Source organism: Amphibacillus sp. Q70 (assembly GCF_052055485.1).
Lineage (GTDB): Bacteria > Bacillota > Bacilli > Bacillales > Amphibacillaceae > Amphibacillus.
Genome location: NZ_CP197171.1, coordinates 2493941 through 2510453, shown reverse-complemented (window position 1 = coordinate 2510453; position 16513 = coordinate 2493941). Strand labels below are relative to the sequence as shown.

Annotated in this window: 15 protein-coding genes; 7 read left to right on the top strand and 8 right to left on the bottom strand. The window is 34.2% G+C overall.

Annotated elements, in window-relative coordinates; translation table 11 throughout:
- Nucleotides 1–74: 74 nt before the first annotated feature.
- From ACS127_RS11130 to ACS127_RS11120, 3 genes are read right to left on the bottom strand one after another with little or no spacing between them, the layout of a single operon-like run.
- A complete protein-coding gene (locus ACS127_RS11130) occupies nucleotides 75–914 on the bottom strand; it encodes a class II fructose-bisphosphate aldolase (RefSeq protein ID WP_440895115.1) in 840 nt (279 codons plus the stop codon).
- A 30-nt stretch (nucleotides 915–944) separates the two neighbouring features.
- Nucleotides 945–2027 carry a zinc-binding dehydrogenase gene (locus ACS127_RS11125; RefSeq protein ID WP_440895114.1) on the bottom strand — a complete coding sequence of 361 codons (1083 nt, stop codon included), beginning with the start codon at nucleotides 2025–2027 and terminating at the stop codon, nucleotides 945–947.
- Nucleotides 2028–2052: 25 nt separating this feature from the next.
- Nucleotides 2053–3453 carry an MFS transporter gene (locus tag ACS127_RS11120; protein WP_440895113.1) on the bottom strand — a complete coding sequence of 467 codons (1401 nt, stop codon included), beginning with the start codon at nucleotides 3451–3453 and terminating at the stop codon, nucleotides 2053–2055.
- 836 nt (nucleotides 3454–4289) lie between these two features.
- Between ACS127_RS11120 and ACS127_RS11115 the strand changes: the two genes are divergently transcribed.
- From ACS127_RS11115 to ACS127_RS11095, 5 genes are read left to right on the top strand one after another with little or no spacing between them, the layout of a single operon-like run.
- Complete coding sequence (locus tag ACS127_RS11115) at nucleotides 4290–4826, top strand: RNA polymerase sigma factor (protein ID WP_440895112.1); 537 nt, start codon at nucleotides 4290–4292, stop codon at nucleotides 4824–4826.
- On the top strand, nucleotides 4826–5575 hold the full coding sequence (locus tag ACS127_RS11110) for a hypothetical protein (RefSeq protein WP_440895111.1): 750 nt from the start codon (nucleotides 4826–4828) through the stop codon (nucleotides 5573–5575). The genes ACS127_RS11115 and ACS127_RS11110 overlap by 1 nt, the downstream gene beginning before the upstream one ends.
- Nucleotides 5559–6410 carry an ATP-binding cassette domain-containing protein gene (locus ACS127_RS11105; RefSeq protein ID WP_440895110.1) on the top strand — a complete coding sequence of 284 codons (852 nt, stop codon included), beginning with the start codon at nucleotides 5559–5561 and terminating at the stop codon, nucleotides 6408–6410. The genes ACS127_RS11110 and ACS127_RS11105 overlap by 17 nt, the downstream gene beginning before the upstream one ends.
- 4 nt (nucleotides 6411–6414) lie before the next feature.
- The gene (locus ACS127_RS11100) at nucleotides 6415–7293 is read left to right on the top strand and encodes an ABC transporter ATP-binding protein (RefSeq protein WP_440895109.1); all 879 of its coding nucleotides are present in this window, start codon (nucleotides 6415–6417) and stop codon (nucleotides 7291–7293) included.
- Nucleotides 7294–8550 carry an ABC transporter permease gene (locus ACS127_RS11095; protein ID WP_440895108.1) on the top strand — a complete coding sequence of 419 codons (1257 nt, stop codon included), beginning with the start codon at nucleotides 7294–7296 and terminating at the stop codon, nucleotides 8548–8550.
- A gap of 720 nt (nucleotides 8551–9270) precedes the next feature.
- Here the strand turns inward: ACS127_RS11095 and ACS127_RS11090 are convergent.
- From ACS127_RS11090 to ACS127_RS11070, 5 genes are all read right to left on the bottom strand, one after another.
- Nucleotides 9271–10155, bottom strand: a complete 885-nt coding sequence (locus ACS127_RS11090; RefSeq protein WP_440895107.1) for a class II fructose-bisphosphate aldolase — start codon at nucleotides 10153–10155, stop codon at nucleotides 9271–9273.
- Between the two features lie 19 nt (nucleotides 10156–10174).
- Nucleotides 10175–11227 (bottom strand): PTS fructose transporter subunit IIC, encoded by a 1053-nt coding sequence (locus ACS127_RS11085; protein ID WP_440895106.1) that lies wholly within the window; start codon nucleotides 11225–11227, stop codon nucleotides 10175–10177.
- Nucleotides 11224–11553: a PTS fructose transporter subunit IIB gene (locus ACS127_RS11080; RefSeq protein WP_440895105.1), complete on the bottom strand. Its 330-nt coding sequence runs from the start codon at nucleotides 11551–11553 to the stop codon at nucleotides 11224–11226. The genes ACS127_RS11085 and ACS127_RS11080 overlap by 4 nt, the downstream gene beginning before the upstream one ends.
- Nucleotides 11554–11651: 98 nt before the next feature.
- Entirely contained in the window at nucleotides 11652–12101 is a 450-nt protein-coding gene (locus ACS127_RS11075; RefSeq protein ID WP_440895104.1) for a PTS sugar transporter subunit IIA, read from the bottom strand.
- A 13-nt stretch (nucleotides 12102–12114) separates the two neighbouring features.
- The gene (locus tag ACS127_RS11070; protein ID WP_440895103.1) at nucleotides 12115–14058 is read right to left on the bottom strand and encodes a BglG family transcription antiterminator; all 1944 of its coding nucleotides are present in this window, start codon (nucleotides 14056–14058) and stop codon (nucleotides 12115–12117) included.
- A gap of 201 nt (nucleotides 14059–14259) precedes the next feature.
- Here ACS127_RS11070 and ACS127_RS11065 point away from each other — a divergent pair, with 201 nt between their 5' ends.
- Together ACS127_RS11065 and ACS127_RS11060 are read left to right on the top strand one after the other, a co-directional pair.
- Complete coding sequence (locus tag ACS127_RS11065) at nucleotides 14260–15648, top strand: four-carbon acid sugar kinase family protein (protein WP_440895102.1); 1389 nt, start codon at nucleotides 14260–14262, stop codon at nucleotides 15646–15648.
- Nucleotides 15641–16309 (top strand): aspartate/glutamate racemase family protein, encoded by a 669-nt coding sequence (locus tag ACS127_RS11060; RefSeq protein WP_440895101.1) that lies wholly within the window; start codon nucleotides 15641–15643, stop codon nucleotides 16307–16309. Before ACS127_RS11065 ends, ACS127_RS11060 begins: the two co-directional genes overlap by 8 nt.
- The last annotated feature ends 204 nt before the right edge of the window (nucleotides 16310–16513 follow it).

Below are 16513 nucleotides of genomic sequence, written 5' to 3'. Positions count from 1 at the left end.
ATAAAGAAAAGAAAAATTCTGTAGTTCACATCAAATGAACCACAGAATTCAATGAATTATTCTATCAAATTGACTCACATGTCCGCTTTGTTATCTGTTCCAAACAATAAGATTTTTTCTATTGCACGACGCTTAACAGCCTGTCGAACAGCTCTTTCTAATTCTAAGAATGAGTTATTTTGATTTTCTCTTACTGCATCCATGGCAGCTAAACATAATTCTGTATGAATATTGATTTTAGATACACCTAAAGAAATAGCTTTTTGAATATCTTGATCACTGATACCAGAAGCTCCGTGTAAAACAATCGGAATATCAACAGCTTTTCTTACTTTCTCTAATACATCAAAGGCAATTTTAGGCTCAGAAGTATATTCTCCATGAATATTTCCAATCGCTACAGCTAAAGAATCACAATTCGTTCTAGCGACAAACTCTGCTGCTTGATCTGGGTCGGTATATTTATAACCAGCCAAAGCTTCTTCATAGATTGTTTCATTTCCCAAATGGCCTAGTTCGGCTTCTACTGGAACACCGAGTGGATGAAAATAATCGACGACTTCTTTTGTCAAACGAATATTTTCTTCGAAAGGAAATGAAGAGGCATCACGCATGACAGAATTCATCCCATGATTATAAGCATTCTGGACAATTTCCATACTTCTCCCATGATCCCAATGAGTAACTACAGGTACAGTAGCATGCTTTGCCATTGATACCATCATAGTTGCAAATTCTTCAAAAATTGTGTTTCCAGTAAATCCCGTTCCAAATGAGATAATAATTGGCGCTTTTGTTTCTTCTGCTGCGTCAATGACTCCCATCAACATCTCAGCATTCCAAACATTAAAATGTGGAATGGCAAAACCATTTTCTTGTGCTCTCTCTTCCCAATACTTCATATTTGCTAACATACTTTTCTCCCCCTACAAAAAATCTATTGCTTAGTCTTCATCGTCAAAATCATAATGGAAAATAACTTTAATAGCTTCTTTATTTGCCATTAATTCAAAGCCTTTTTCCCATTCCGATAAACCCAATCGGTGGGTGATCATTGGTTGAACACGGACCGCACCAGATGCAAGTAACCGGATTGCATTACGCCATGTCTCAGAATCATAAGCCATATGACCAATGATACTAATCGCCCAAGTTGTGATATCGTTAATTGGATAGTTGAAGGGTTGAAAACCCATCCCTACTCGAACCACTTCACCATTAGGACGTAGCATGTCAATTGCTTGTTTTAAAGCAATATTAGCTCCTGAACATTCTACAACTAAACCAAGATTGTCCTTACCGCAAATTTCTTGACAACGCGCTACGACATCTTCTTTAGAGCCATTTATGACATGAGTGGCTCCTAATTCTTTAGCAACAGCAAAACGTGTCTTCGTATCTTCTTCCAAACCTACAACAACAATATTCACGGCTCCCATAATACGAGCAATTTGAACTGAGAATAATCCTAATGGACCTGTCCCTGTGATAACAACGTCTTGACCCGGTAAAAATTTAGATCGTTGAGCGATTGCTTTATACGCATTACTAATAGGATCTAAAACACAGGCATCTTCATAGTCTAGGTTTTCAGGAATTTCCCAAATAGCATGTTTGTGGATCCGTAAAATTTCACCTGGAATGACACAATATTTAGTAAAGCCGCCACCCCAGCGATTGTTATCCAAACCTAGATTGATTTTTTCTTTACAAGTTAAGAAATCACCCTTTTCACAAGATGGACATTTACCACATACATGTGCAGAGTTATCTGAGACGATACGTTGCCCTACGTGCCAGTCTTTGACTTTTGAACCGACTTTTACAATATCTCCAGCAAATTCATGACCGCGTATAGAATTGAATTCATCAGAACCATTATCTACTCTAAAGTGTTTCATATCTGCACCACAAATTGCTGCCGCTTTAATTTCAACCAGAATATCTTCATCTCCGATTTCTGGAATAGGAACATCGATTAATCTGTATCCTCCAAATGCTTGCCCATATCTTGCTAATGCCTTCATGCTATCTCCTCCATTTTTCTAATTTTTAATTATTAACAACTTCTTCAATTGAAGTATCAACGTTTCCAATTTCCTCAACTGAAGTACCTTGAGTTTCAATACCAAGTACACCAATTATAATAGCGGTAATAATAGCTGTAACCCCTAGTAAGGTAAAGACTCCTGTCGCACCAGACGTATCAAGAAGATAAGCGACTGCATAAGGCGCCAAAATACCACTTACTCTCCCTACAGCATTGGCTAATCCAGCTCCTCTTAGTTTAGCCGCAGTTGGCCAAATCTCCGGGACATATACTGCTGAAGCGTACATGACATACATATAAACAAAGATCATCAAGAAAAATCCTAAAATGGAAATCATGATCATACTTGTTTGTAGCGAATAAATATAGCCTAACACTGCCATAGCCACAAGCAAGAAAGGACCAAAAACCTTTCGTGGAAAACGATCAATTAGGAAAATCCCGATAAATATTCCAATCGGTGCCCCAAACATACTCATTGTATTTAGCAACACTGAGTCTTCCAAGTTAATTCCTTGACTTAAAAAGATAGTTGGTAGCCAGTTAATCAAGGTATATTGCACCACATTCATCGCAATCAATACAAAAGAACCTAAGATAACTCGTTTCAGTAGTTCCCCTTTAAAGAGTTCAGAATAATTAATGACTTCTTTTTTTTGTTGTTCAGCATTCTGCTCATTTTTGATCGGCGGTAATGATTTCCCAGTCGATTCTTCTACACTTTTTTCAATCTTCGACATGATTTTTTCCGCTTCTGCATATCTTCCTTGTGATTCTAACCAACGAGGTGATTCAGGAAACTTCTTAAAAACAAGCAAGAGTAGAATCGTAGATAATGCTGCTGGGATTAAAAATTGTACTCTCCAGTTCATATCTGCTGTTAGATAGGGTGCAATCATCATTGCAATTGTTGAAACAATAGGATAAGACCAATTTCCGATAAAAGAAGCACGTGCTGACCATGATCCTCTTGTTTTACCAGGTACATATTCTGTAAATCCAGCAAACAATGTAACTAGTAAAGCCCCTAATGCGAATCCCATCACTGTACGAGCGATGATCAAGAAAGTCATGTTCGGAGATAAAGCCCCTGCAATCATTGAAATAACATGAATAGTTACAAACAATAGATAACTATTTCTCCGGCCAATTCTATCTCCTATCATTCCACCTATCAATGCACCCAAAAACATCCCTGCTGTTGTCAATGAAGAAAAAACCGCACTAATATTATTATTGGTCCATCCAATTTCAGCTAATTGCGCTAAAACTAATCCACCAATCGCGTTACTCCAACTAACAAGCAGTCCCATAGCGACAATTCCGAACAATTTCCATTGTATTTTGCTTGTAGGAAGCCGATCTATACGCGCCCCACAATTTGGCTTAACCATATTATCCATTTCTGCCTCCTTTGTCTTTAATTATTTTTACTCCTTCATGAAAATAGATGAAATCAATATAAGAAGCGCTTTCATATATTTGATCCTATCTACTTACAATTTGAATTTTACAATGAATAAATTACGTTGTCAACTTTTATTTTGTAAAACAAAGATAATTATCTTTGTTTTACAAATATATCTTTGAATAAACTAAGGAGAGAAAAACATCAATAACTATCTTTCTCCCCCTAATATTACGCCTTCCATATACAGCACTTTTTCAACCTGTCCGAATGAATACAAAGATCATTATTTTATCTGTTAACGAACTGTGAAGAATATCGTTTCCTTTCCTCCAACTGATGTGACTCCTTTTTACAAAGTCATTTGATAGCAACAGATTGGCAGTGGATTTTTCTCATTTCTAACTGTCTATGAGTCTTTCATTTCCAGATGATTAATTTTAGATCCACTACAGGTTTCACAAAATAGATTTTTTCAGCAATTTGTTTCGCTGTGAAATGATCAACTGTTCAGATTTTTTACAGTAGACCTGCCCATTTCATGTTTGGTAGACATATAGGAAAACATTTTACTCCTTTTGATATACTGATCTCATAGAAAAGAGTATCTGCGACCGTATAGGAGGTAAGATTAATAATATCCTCCTTCATATACAATCAACTTTTGCAAAAAAAAAGAAATGAGGATACACACTTGAGTCATGACGCTTTGTTCCCTTGATTTAAACTATAGGTGTATTCTTAAACTCTCATTATTGCCGTATAAAATTTAAAACTTTTTAAAACTTTCTTGAAGGAAATCTGTTAATTATAAGTGAGGGAGGTTTTCAGGTGGAGGAATGGCTACTAATCTATTACAGTAAACAAGGCGATCAACTTGCTTTAGAACAGTTGATTCAAACTTATTATGATGATATTTTCCGCTATTGCTATCGTAGATGTTTCGGTCAAAAGGAACTTGCAGAAGAAATAACTCAAGAAGTCTTTCTAAAATTGGTTGATCACATTAAGGAATATCGTTTTACTGGTAAATTTCGCAATTATTTATTGACCATTGCGGTTAATCTTTGTACGAACACTTTGAGCAAAAAGCAACTCCCTACTTCCACGATCGATATTACATCTTTAAGCTCAAGTTGCAAAGATAGCGTGGTTGAACAAATGATAGTCGATGAGAAAAGAAAACTGGTAAAAACTTTGATTGATGCATTACCTGCCATTCAAAAAGATGTCATTATTTTACGCTATTATCATGACTTGAAATTAAAGGATATTGCCCGAATTCTAAACATCCCCTTATCAACCGTCAAATCTAGATTAAAACAAGGGCAAGAGAAATTAAAGACCAAGCTAAAGGAGGACTATTGATGAAAGATGACTTGAAGGATGAATTAAAAACAGCGTTATTGACTTACCAAACAGAAGAATCTGAGAAACAACAGCAAACAATAACAAGAGCAAAACAAGCCTTGACCACCCAAGTATTTCATCAGTCACCATTAGGGGAATTATGGAATCAGTTACGATACTTATCGTTAAGATTTATTCTTGTCCAATTGTTTCTGACAGTCGCCGCCTTATTTTTGATCAGCATGGATCAGTCTTCTATCAGTACGACCATTATGTATTGTATGGCATTTAGTGTATTACTTTGCTTAACAACGCTACCTGAGTTAATGAAAAGTTTCACTTATTCAATGTGGCAAATTGAACAATCCTGTCGTTTTGATTTTCATCGTGTATTATTAATGCGTTGTTTCGCTTTAGGCTTGGTAGAGTTAATGCTATTAGTAGGAATCAGCTCAATTGTATCTGTGTTTACCAGTGTATCTTTTCTCACAACCATTATCTATTTTGTCGCCTCCTTTGCAATGATTAGTGGGATCAGCTTAACTGTTGTTAATTTAACGAATGCGTTTCTTTCAGTTTGGGGGCAGCAAGCCATCATTAGCTTACTTGTTTTTATACTACTTAAAGTAGCAGATCTGACGATTTCCGTTAGTGAAATAACTTTTTTTCATTGGTTGCTGCTTTTCATAATCGGCAGCAGTCTCACCATTATATCTCTGCTGATATTTATAAAAAATGGGAGTGAAAAAATTGCAGTTAATAGCTAGAAAAATTAGTTTACGTCGAGACAAACAAATCGTTTTAGATCAGGTTAGTTTTTCCTTGACCAACGGACTTTATTGTCTGGCAGGCCCCAATGGATCTGGAAAAACCTCATTGTTAGCTATTATCGCTGGAACGATGCATGCTTCCACTGGAGAAATATTGCTTAACCATGTGTCACAGAAAGATTTAGGAGAAGACTATCGAGCCCAGTTAGGCTTTCTACCACAAGAATTTGGCATTATCCCGACAATGACTCCTGTCGATTTTCTGCATTATCTTGCTGGTTTGAAAGGATTACCTGCTTATTATGGCAAAAGACGTGCTGAAGAATTACTTAAAACCGTTGAATTATTTGACAAAAAGAATAAAAAGGTTGCCAAATTATCAGTTGGAGAAAGACAACGATTAGGTATAGCACAAACCTTATTGAATGATCCAAAGCTTTTGATATTGGATGAACCTTTTAATCACTTAGACCCGAAGCAACGAATGAGTCTACGACTATTACTCAAACAGCTTTCTCAGGATCGAATCATCCTTTACTCTACTCAGCTGGTAACTGAAGTGAGCGAAGCAGATGAGCTGCTCTTGCTCAGACATGGTGATCTATTATTACAATCGACTCAAAATGATTTAATAAAAGCCTTTGAAGGTAAGGTTTGGAAGATAAAAAAAAGTGCCGAACTCGATTTTTCAAAAATAAAGCTTTTAAGTCAAACAGGACATCCTCCTGATAAAAAATATCGTGTATATGCCGAAGAAAAGCCTTTCGCCGAGGCGAAGCTTGTTAGACCAACAATTGAAGATATTTATTTTTACTATATGAATAAGGAGTAAGATAATGAAACTAGAATATATCAATCTAACTAAAGATTTTAAGGATATTAAAGCCGTTGATCGTTTTTCATTAACACTGTCTCCAGGTATTTATGGTTTATTAGGAGCAAATGGTTCGGGAAAATCCACCTTGATGAATATGACTTGTGGATTATTAGATCAAACCTCTGGAGAGATTCGATTCAATGATCAGCCGATCAAAAAGGAACAAAAAAGGTACTTGGAAAACATCGGCTATTTACCGCAAAAATTCGCCTATTATCAGGATTTTTCCATTCAGGAATTTCTTAGATATATGGGAATCATCAAAGGAGTAGATCGGAAAAGTCTGAATAAAAAAATAGCAACTATGTTGGAAACGGTTGGTTTAAAAGGGATGGGGAAAAGAAAAATGAAGACTTTATCTGGAGGAATGAAACAACGAGTAGGCATTGCTCAGGCAATCATTAATGACCCCAAACTCTTAATATTAGATGAACCAACGGTAGGACTAGATCCACAGGAACGCGTTAATTTTAGAAATTTAATTTCAAACTTAGCCGGAGATCGGATTGTATTACTGTCTACGCACATTGTTTCCGATGTTGAATATATTTCAGATCGAATTGTGATCATGAAACAAGGAAAAATCCTATTGGAAGGCCCCACTAGTGAAGCCACTCAAATTGTTCAGGGAAAAGTTTGGTTGTGTACAGTGAATCAGAAAGAATTAAATCGATTGCTTGAAAAATTCATCATTGCAAATATTCATTATGCCGGTGATAAAATTCAGATAAGGATGATTAGTGATACTAAACCTTTACCAACAGCTGAATTAACGGAGCCTGTCATGGAAGATGTTTATCTGTATTATTTTAAAGAAAAAAGCGAGGTAGATGTTTAAATGAGAGAACTGATTAAATTTGAATCGAAAAAAATAGTCAATCGGAAATCAACTATCATTAGCAACCTGATCATCATTCTCTTTACAGCTTGGTTGTTTATTCTTCCAGCTTTTCAAACACAAACGACTGATTTACAGGGAAATAGCCATAAGGGTCTATCGGCAATCAACGTTCAAAAGGAAATAGCGTTACAACAACCTAGCGTGTTAACAGAAGAAGAGCTTGGTGACATGATTCAAGAATTTAGAATGATTAGCGATGATCCAGCAAGTTATATAGAAAACGAAAATGGTGAAAAGGAATTCACTTCAGAGATATTGCATTCATTTTATAGTTTTAATTATCCAATTCTTGATGTGGTGGCGAATACATTTAGTGATCCAGAAGTTTATAGTTTACCTGATTATGTATTGGAAATTCCGGTTCAAGAAGATGGAACCCTAGGCTTTTATCAACAATATCAGGAGAATCAATCTATTATTATGGAGAGAAATAATCCTCGGAATGGTGGGCGTATGACTGATCAGGAAAAGTCATATTGGCAGCAACAAACAGCGAAGATTAAAACACCTTATCGATATGGCTATTACGCAGGCTGGGATAGTATTATTGACCGAATTGCCTTTATTCCCATGATGATATTGATGATTTGTATTTCTCTAGCACCGATTTTTGCTAGTGAATATCAAGAAGGAACCGATGTCTTAATTCTTTCCAGTAAGTATGGCAAAAGTAAGGTCATTGGAGCAAAGCTATTGGTCTCCTTCCTTTTCAGTATTTTAGTTTACAGTATCACAATGGCCCTTGCGATAGGTGGCTCTTTAGCATTGTTTGGAACTGAAGGCGCTGACTTACCCATTCAATTAAGGATTCCCAACTCTCCATTTCCATGGAGCATGAGCGAAACCGTTTGGATTCATGCTGGGCTGGGCTTGATCATTCTTTTAGGAATGGTAGCCATCACTTTGTTCCTTTCCTCAAAAATGAGCACACCTATCCCTGTTTTAATTGCTAATGTGATGCTGCTGATCATTCCTTTTGTCATACCGACTGGGACAAAATCTGCTGTTTATAATTTATTTGTCGATCTTCTTCCCGGCGTTCAACTACAGCTGAAATTTGCTGATCATATGACTTACAGCATAGGCGGATGGACAACAAATCTTTTTGTTATGAGTGCCATTGTTTATCTTCTTATTATCCTAATCAGTATTCCATTGGCGGTTAGAGGATTCCGAAAACATCAAGTAGCTTAAACGTCAGCCAATCATTATGACGACCTTTTGCCAGACTTATCATGAAGTTATTTATTTAACTTTGTTACTTTCCCGTCCATAACAATCGGCTTTGTATAGAAGTTTCTGAACAAAGCTAGACTAGGAGGCATCTAAGATACTTTTCATCAGTTTATGATTGCACAACATCCCTTTTGTATTCAAGTCTTCCATAAGGAATCCGGGTTTATAAAACGAAACTTCAATCAGTGAGAGTTGGGCCTACAGGATGTAGGTCATGCAAATGTTTCCGGTAGGACGAGTAACCGCAAATGTCTTCGGTGGGGCGAGTAATCGCAGTGTAAAGCTCCGTAGTTTTCCTTAGTGCGGTTACTCGCCCCATCGAAACCTGTTGTTGCCCTTAGTTTTACGGACGGTTAGCTGTGATAAAAGACCTCAACCTATACACATCTGTTATGGTAATATAGCCTAGTCATCATACCAAAGCTAGTTAATACGACTAATCATATAACAAGATTATTTACACATTTTCTTATATTTGTTTTTATAACAACTTGTTATCAATTCCAAAATAAGATATTACCACTCAAATTCATTGAAAATTACCTATTTATTATTTATATTTGTTTAAAAAACTCTAGTTATTTTAAGGGTAAAACGTTATTATTAAGATTGCAAAACTTGAGTTAATAACACTCATTATTAATACTTACACTCTATATTAACAAATATTTTTAAAGGTTATTCCTTACTATCATTTTTAACAGCCTTATTAAACCCATATCTATTACTAGATCCAATCAGTTTCATATATTTCTTAACAAAGTTTTTCATTGATCTAACGGCGTCAATATTCATAAATAAATAGTCAGCCTTATCTTTTAATTTTGAATTTACCATTGTATCACTTGCAATATTAAAAATATCTGTACACACATTGATTTTATTTATCCCGCATTCTACTGCTTTTACAATATTCTCTTCTCCGGCACCAGAACCGCCATGTAAGACTAGAGGTAACTTTAAAGCCTCTTTTAATTCTGCTAAACGTTTAAAATCTATTTTTGGTATTCTTCCTTTTGGATAAGACCCATGAGCTGTCCCAACTGCGATAGCTAATGCATCAATTTGAGTACGTTTGATAAATTCAGTAGCTTGTTTAACATTAGTAAAAAAATCGAATGAATCATTATCACCATTACTTGCCTGTCCAACATGCCCTAATTCTGCTTCAACACTGATCTGATGGGGCGAAGCTAACTCCACAACTCTTTGTGTTCGATGAACATTCTCTTCAAATTCACTTGTTGATGCATCTATCATTACACTTGAAAATCCGTGTTGAATACAATTTATCACACAATCAATGGTTTGACCATGATCTAGATTTAATGCAATTGGAACATTTGCTTTTTCAGCTAGCTGCTTTATAACCGGTACCATTAAATCAATGCTAGCATGTAAATTCATTTGTCTCTCACTCATATTAATAATTAATCCAGATTTCTCCTCTTCAGCTGCAGCAACTGCAGCAGTTGCCATTTCGATATTAATACAATTAACTGCCATAATTGCATAATTATTTTTATTTGCATGATCTAATAAATACTTCGTAGCTACATACATATTTCTACCTCCTAATCATTTAATTCTGTAAACTAATATCTATATCCAAATCAACGATTTCTTCATCTTCTGATACTTGAGGCTTTTGTCTTAAAACTGCATATAAAACCCCAGTTGTCACAGATCCAATGACTAATGCCATCAAAAAGCCAATCGGATTTACCATTGCTGGAACTACAAAAATACCACCGTGAACAGCTACGGATTCCACACCCCAAAGCATGGATAATCCACCGCCTAAAGCTGATCCTGCAACACTACTCACAATAACTCTAATCGGATCTGCAGCTGCAAATGGAAGCACACCTTCAGTGATATAGCATAATCCCATTGGAAAAGCAGCTTTTGCCATGTCAATTTCAGCTTTTGTAAATCTATTTTTTCTCAACAAAACTGAAATACCAATCCCCAAAGCGGGGGTCATTCCTCCGATTAATCTGGAAGCTGACGGTCCATATATACCTTCCGCTACTAAGGAAGTTGCAAATGCTGATGAAGTTTTATTAATTGGACCTCCCATATCAACCCCCATCATACCTCCAACAATACTTCCCAATATAAATTTAGACCCTCCTTGTAATGAATACATCCAATTAGTAATCCCATCCTGAAGCCAAACAATTGGTTGACCGATTATCAAATAAAAAACTAACCCTGTCGTAAAAGTACTTACTACTGGAATGATCAAGATAGGCATTAATCCTTTCATATAACTAGGTACTTTCCATGTTTTTATCCAGTTAATAAAGTATCCAACAATAAGTCCCATCAATAGACCACCTAAAAAACCAGCTCTCAGTTCTGTTGATATAAATCCAAGTGCTAGACCAGGTGCAATTCCTGGTCTATCAGCGATTGAATAAGCAATTCCAGCAGTCAGAACTGGAACTACAAATCCCATTGCAGCTTGTCCAATACTATTGATCATCCATGGAACTGTATCTATAGCATCCCCTACGAAAGCGCCACCAAAAATACGTGCAATAGCCATACAAATACCACCAGCAACCACAATAGGTACCATATAGGATATCCCAGTCATAATATGCTGTTTAATATTCAATTTACTCATTTTTTTGCACTCCTTTTTTGAGTTAATTGTTTGTTAATCTTGGTTAACAATGATTTTGGTGATTTCATCACCATACTAATCGGAACATTTACTACAGGTTTATCTTTAAATCGGTCTTTTCCACCAACACCAATATCAGCAGCAATTACAACAACATCCGCATTTTTAACATCTTCTTCAGTTAATTCATTTTCAACACCAATCGTTCCTTGCGTTTCAACTTTAATAGTGAATCCTAAAGACGATGCAGCCACCTCCAGTTTTTCCTTTGCAATATACGTATGAGCAATTCCCGATGTACAAGCAGTTATTCCAATTATATTCATTAAAATTTCCTCCTTAATCAATTTTACAGTTTTATAGTAACATCAAATCGATATTACTAAATTATTAGTCGTGTCATTTTAATATGGAAAAAATTTAATTAATCAAAAATTGCTTTCAAATCTTCAAATTTTGATGCATTGTTAAGTGCACGTATGTTATTCTCATTCCCTAATTTCGTAGCTATTTTTGACAATAAACGAATATGATCATGTGCTCCCTCCGTAGTATTAGATACTGCAAAAAGGAAAATTATTTGTACCTTTGATCCATCTAGACTTTCCCAGTCAATTGGATAATCAGTTTTCCCAATAGCTAAACCGATTTTTTTAACAGCTTGAGATTTCCCATGAGGAATAGCAATTCCATTTCCAATTCCAGTTACGCCTTCTCCTTCTCTTATGAAAACGTCTTCAATAAAACGATCAACATCACTTAGATAACCTCCATATAATAATAAATTTGCTAATTCATGGATTGCCTCATCTTTGGTTTTAGCTTTCAATTTAAACTTGACATTTTTTTGATTCAAGATACTTTCTTCTTCCATCTTGATTCTCCCTTCAACGGATTAAAAATTTGTATAATTCAGTTTTCTTTTTAAATGATCTCAGCATTTCAACTCGTTCTTCCTCAACTAAATAAATATACTGTTTGTAAAACAACTTTGATTTTTCAATCTCTTCTTCACTATTCATTTTCAGACACATTAAAATTACAATATCTACAAGTTCATCATCATCCCATTTAATAGGGTTTTGAAGAGTAACTATCGCAATTCGAGAATTCAAAACTTCTTCTTGATCTCCATGTGGAATTGCTACGCCATTACCAACGGCTGTAGAAGTAGCCTTTTCTCTGGAAATTACAGTATTATTATATTGTTTAGTTACAATATTTTTCTTTTTGAGTTGTTCTGATAAGAAATTAATTAGTTCTAGTTTATTTTTGAATGTTTGATCAATAAAAATCATTTCTGGATCAAATAGAGAGTGACACTTAATATCAAAATGAGGTAAACTATTAAAAGTTAACCGAGTTCGTTCGATAATAAAGTTACTAATTTCTTTGTTCTCATATTCAGTCATTAAATTATCAATTAGTATTACTTTATCTATAAATCTATCAAGCAGTTGTGTGACAAAGATAATATCGAAGTTTTTAATATATTCGTCCGTTAAACGATGACGAGAAATCACTTCTGGTTTACCAAGAGATGGAAAATTCAACTCTATTCTATTAATGATCAATTGGTTATGCGATCTAGGTAAATGACTGACTAATAATAACTTTAATGGTGTTTGATTTCTTTCAACCGCAGCTTGAATATACAAACTTATATATGTTAATTCATGCTCAGTAATTTGAAATCCATAATATTTCTGAAAAAGTGGTGAAATTGCCCATACAGCCATGAATACAGTTTGATACTCATGCTTGATTGTTGGGAGAAGACTATTCTCGGTATTTCTTCGATACTTAAGTCTGAACAATACAGGTCTTAAATGTAAGAGCAATCCTCTTAACAAAATTTCATCTTGAGATAAATTTACATTCAAAATGTTACCAATTAATTCTATACATTCTTTTGTAAACTTCTCTAATTTTTCATCATACTGAAGTACATTGCTTTCATCACCAAGAGTAAAACTACACAGAAGTTGCGTAGCTATAAAAAGAGTCTCCTCATTTTGAAAGCTCAAGTTAAAGTAATTATTCATTCTCTTAAAAATACTTTGAGAAAAGGAAAATTCATTGTATTTTTCTATTAATTTTTTATCAGTTTCATCTATCACTATTTTCTGAGAAGCATATCTTCTTTTAACTGCTAATACACACAGGATCAAGACTTCTGAAAATGAATATTCTGATAAATTAACTCCCCATTCTGTACATGTTTCCTTAATCATTTGTGCAATTTTTTCAACTCCTATTGCTGGAAAAAGCAACAGTAACTTATCTTCAATGTGTTTTTCTGAGAAAGAATCAAGGATATAATTTTTAAAAGCTATTCTATACTTAATTTCTTGAAATTCAATTCTTGTTCCTTTATTTCTTTGTTTTCTGAAAGAAATATCATATTTAGAAAAATAAACCTCCGCCTCCTTTAACACCTTAAGTGTTGTCGGAATACTTAAATATAGTTTCGAAGAGAAAAATGAAGTAGAATAGTATTTATTGGGCTCAAGTAAAAAAAAGTTGATTGTTTGTTCTACTCGTTTTTTTTGTTCTACTCTTTTTTCTTCAACAATTATGGAATCGCTTAAATTTTTTATTGCTATCCTTTGCTGTTCTGTAGCCTTAAGTTTAATTCCAATTCTAGGTTTTTTAATAAGACTTCCTAAATTATTTTCCTCAAGAAAAACATTTATATGGTTTATTTTTGTCCGTACTGTTTTCTCTGAAAGCCCAATAGAATCTGCTATCTTTTCAGCGGTTAATACTTCATTTTGAACGAATAAAGATAATATGCTTTTCATTAGCATTCTCTCTTTTTTCGTTTTCATCACTTATCACCCCTTCTTTTTTACACATTTAAAGTATATCACTAAAAATACTTTGCAATTTTTCAAAAGAAACATATTAATACGGTAACTTTTAATAAAGATACTTGCTAAATGCGGTAATATGTATTCTTTAATTATTACCATTTACGTTAATTGTTATCGATATAGTTTTGTTATACTCATTTTTAAGGAGGAGTGATTATGAGTAAGCTAAAAAAAGTAAAAAAAGATTTTAAACAACAGATTGAAAAAAGAATGTTCAAAACTATCATATTAGATGATGATCCAACCGGTAGCCAAACGGTTAGAGATGTTTATGTCTATACGAAATATGATTTAAAGACTATTAGGAAAGCCTTCCAAAGTTCGGAGTCAGCATTTTTTATCCTTACTAATTCTCGAAGTTTGACACAAAAAGAAACTATTCAACTCCACAAAGATATTATGAAAACCATAGAATATATCAGTCAGGAACTTTCGATACAATATCAACTTATTTCAAGATCTGATTCAACACTTAGACAACACTATCCGATTGAGTCAAATACAATAAATGAATATGCAAGTCAACCATATGAATGTGAAATCATTATCCCTTCCTTAACTTCTGCTGGGAGAGTTACTATAAATGACATTCATTATATTATAGAAAACAATCATATGTTAGAAATTAACAAAACTGATTATTCAAAAGACAAATCATTTGGGTATCGAAACTCCAACTTAAAAAAATGGATTGAAGAAAAAACAGATGGTATTTATTCAGCATCTAAAGTCATATCTATTACACTTGATGAAATTAGGTCATTTCAAAAAGAAGTTATTCTCTCTAAGATTAAAGATGCACATAATTTTCAAAAAATAATCGTCAATATTGAAACAGAAGAAGATATGATAATTTTTTGTTCTATCTTGGAACCTTTAGTAACAAAGAAAAAAATTCTTTTTAGAACTGCAGCCTCTTTTGTCAAGATATTCATTGGATGTTTTGACAGTTCCCTACTAAAATTAGAAACACTATATAAGAAATACTCTTCCATAGATACTGGAGGATTGATTATGATTGGTAGTCACGTAAAAAGAACAACTCAACAACTAGAAACTTTAACTAAACAAATGAACAATCTTGAAATCATTGAATTTAATCAACATTTAGCCTTAGAAGATCGTTTGGAATCTGAATCACTCCGTGTTATTCATTTAGTAGAAAATGCAATTTTAAAAGGACGAACAACAGTAGTCCATACACGAAGAGATCGTGTTGATTTGGAGAACAAAGATGGTCAAGCGCAACTTGATTTAACACAAAAAATTAGTAACCATTTTATGCAAATAGTGTTAGATTTATCTGTCAAACCCAGTTTTTTAATAGCTAAAGGAGGAATAACTTCAAGTGATATAGCAACAAAAGCTCTAAAAATTGACCGTGCTCTTGTAATTGGTCAAGTAATAAATTGTGTCCCAGTCTGGATACCCGATGAAGGAAAGTTTAAAAATACGCCATACATCATTTTCCCAGGAAATATTGGTGGTGACAAAGATCTTTATATATTGACAAAAAAACTTATAGGAGGACAATTAAATGTCTAAAATTTTTATTATCCATACTAGCTTTGTTTCCCTTGAAGATTTGAATAAACGATTCAGGGAATACAGTCCTGAGTTACAAATCTTTAATATCGTAGATGATAGTCTACTTGATGAAGTCAGCACGGTGGGCGACGTCACACCCTCAATTGTAGCTCGGATGACAAGTTACTTTCGAGTAGCGGAGGAAAAAGGAGCTGATTTAATTTTTAATCAATGTTCATCTGTTGGAAAAGCCGCAGAAATCGCTGCAAAAAGTGTCTCAATTCCAGTGCTTCGAGTAGATGATGCTATGGCTTGTAAAGCAGTAGAAATTGGCAAAAGGATTGCTGTAGTTGCAACTGTCTCCTCCACAATTCAACCAAGTATACAAATTATAAAAGATAAAGCAACAAAAGTTTCAAAAGAAATAGTAATTGAACCAGTCCTAATTGATGGAGCCTTAAAATTGTTAATGGAAGGAAAAAAAGATCAACACAATAAAAAAGTTCTAGAAGTATTAAATGATCTTGACGGAGACTTTGATGTTATTGTACTGGCACAAGGTTCAATGGTTAATCTGGCCTCTTTACTCTCTAATATGAATACACCTGTGTTAACTAGTCCAGAGTTAGGTGTACGTAAAGCAATTGCATCAGTTAGAGACAGATTAGCTTCTATGTAAATTTTCCTTTAGCAGTGCAACGAATTTTTCGTATGATGGGGAACGACGATTATATCACTCTCCATGATAGCAAGATATCGATACAAAGTAATCAATGATCGGACCATTTATATATGGTAAGCATCTTAAAAGTCACAATTTATTAAAAAGTTAGCTAAAAAAGAATTTTTGTTCATTCCATTACCAAGCATAAACAGCGTTTGA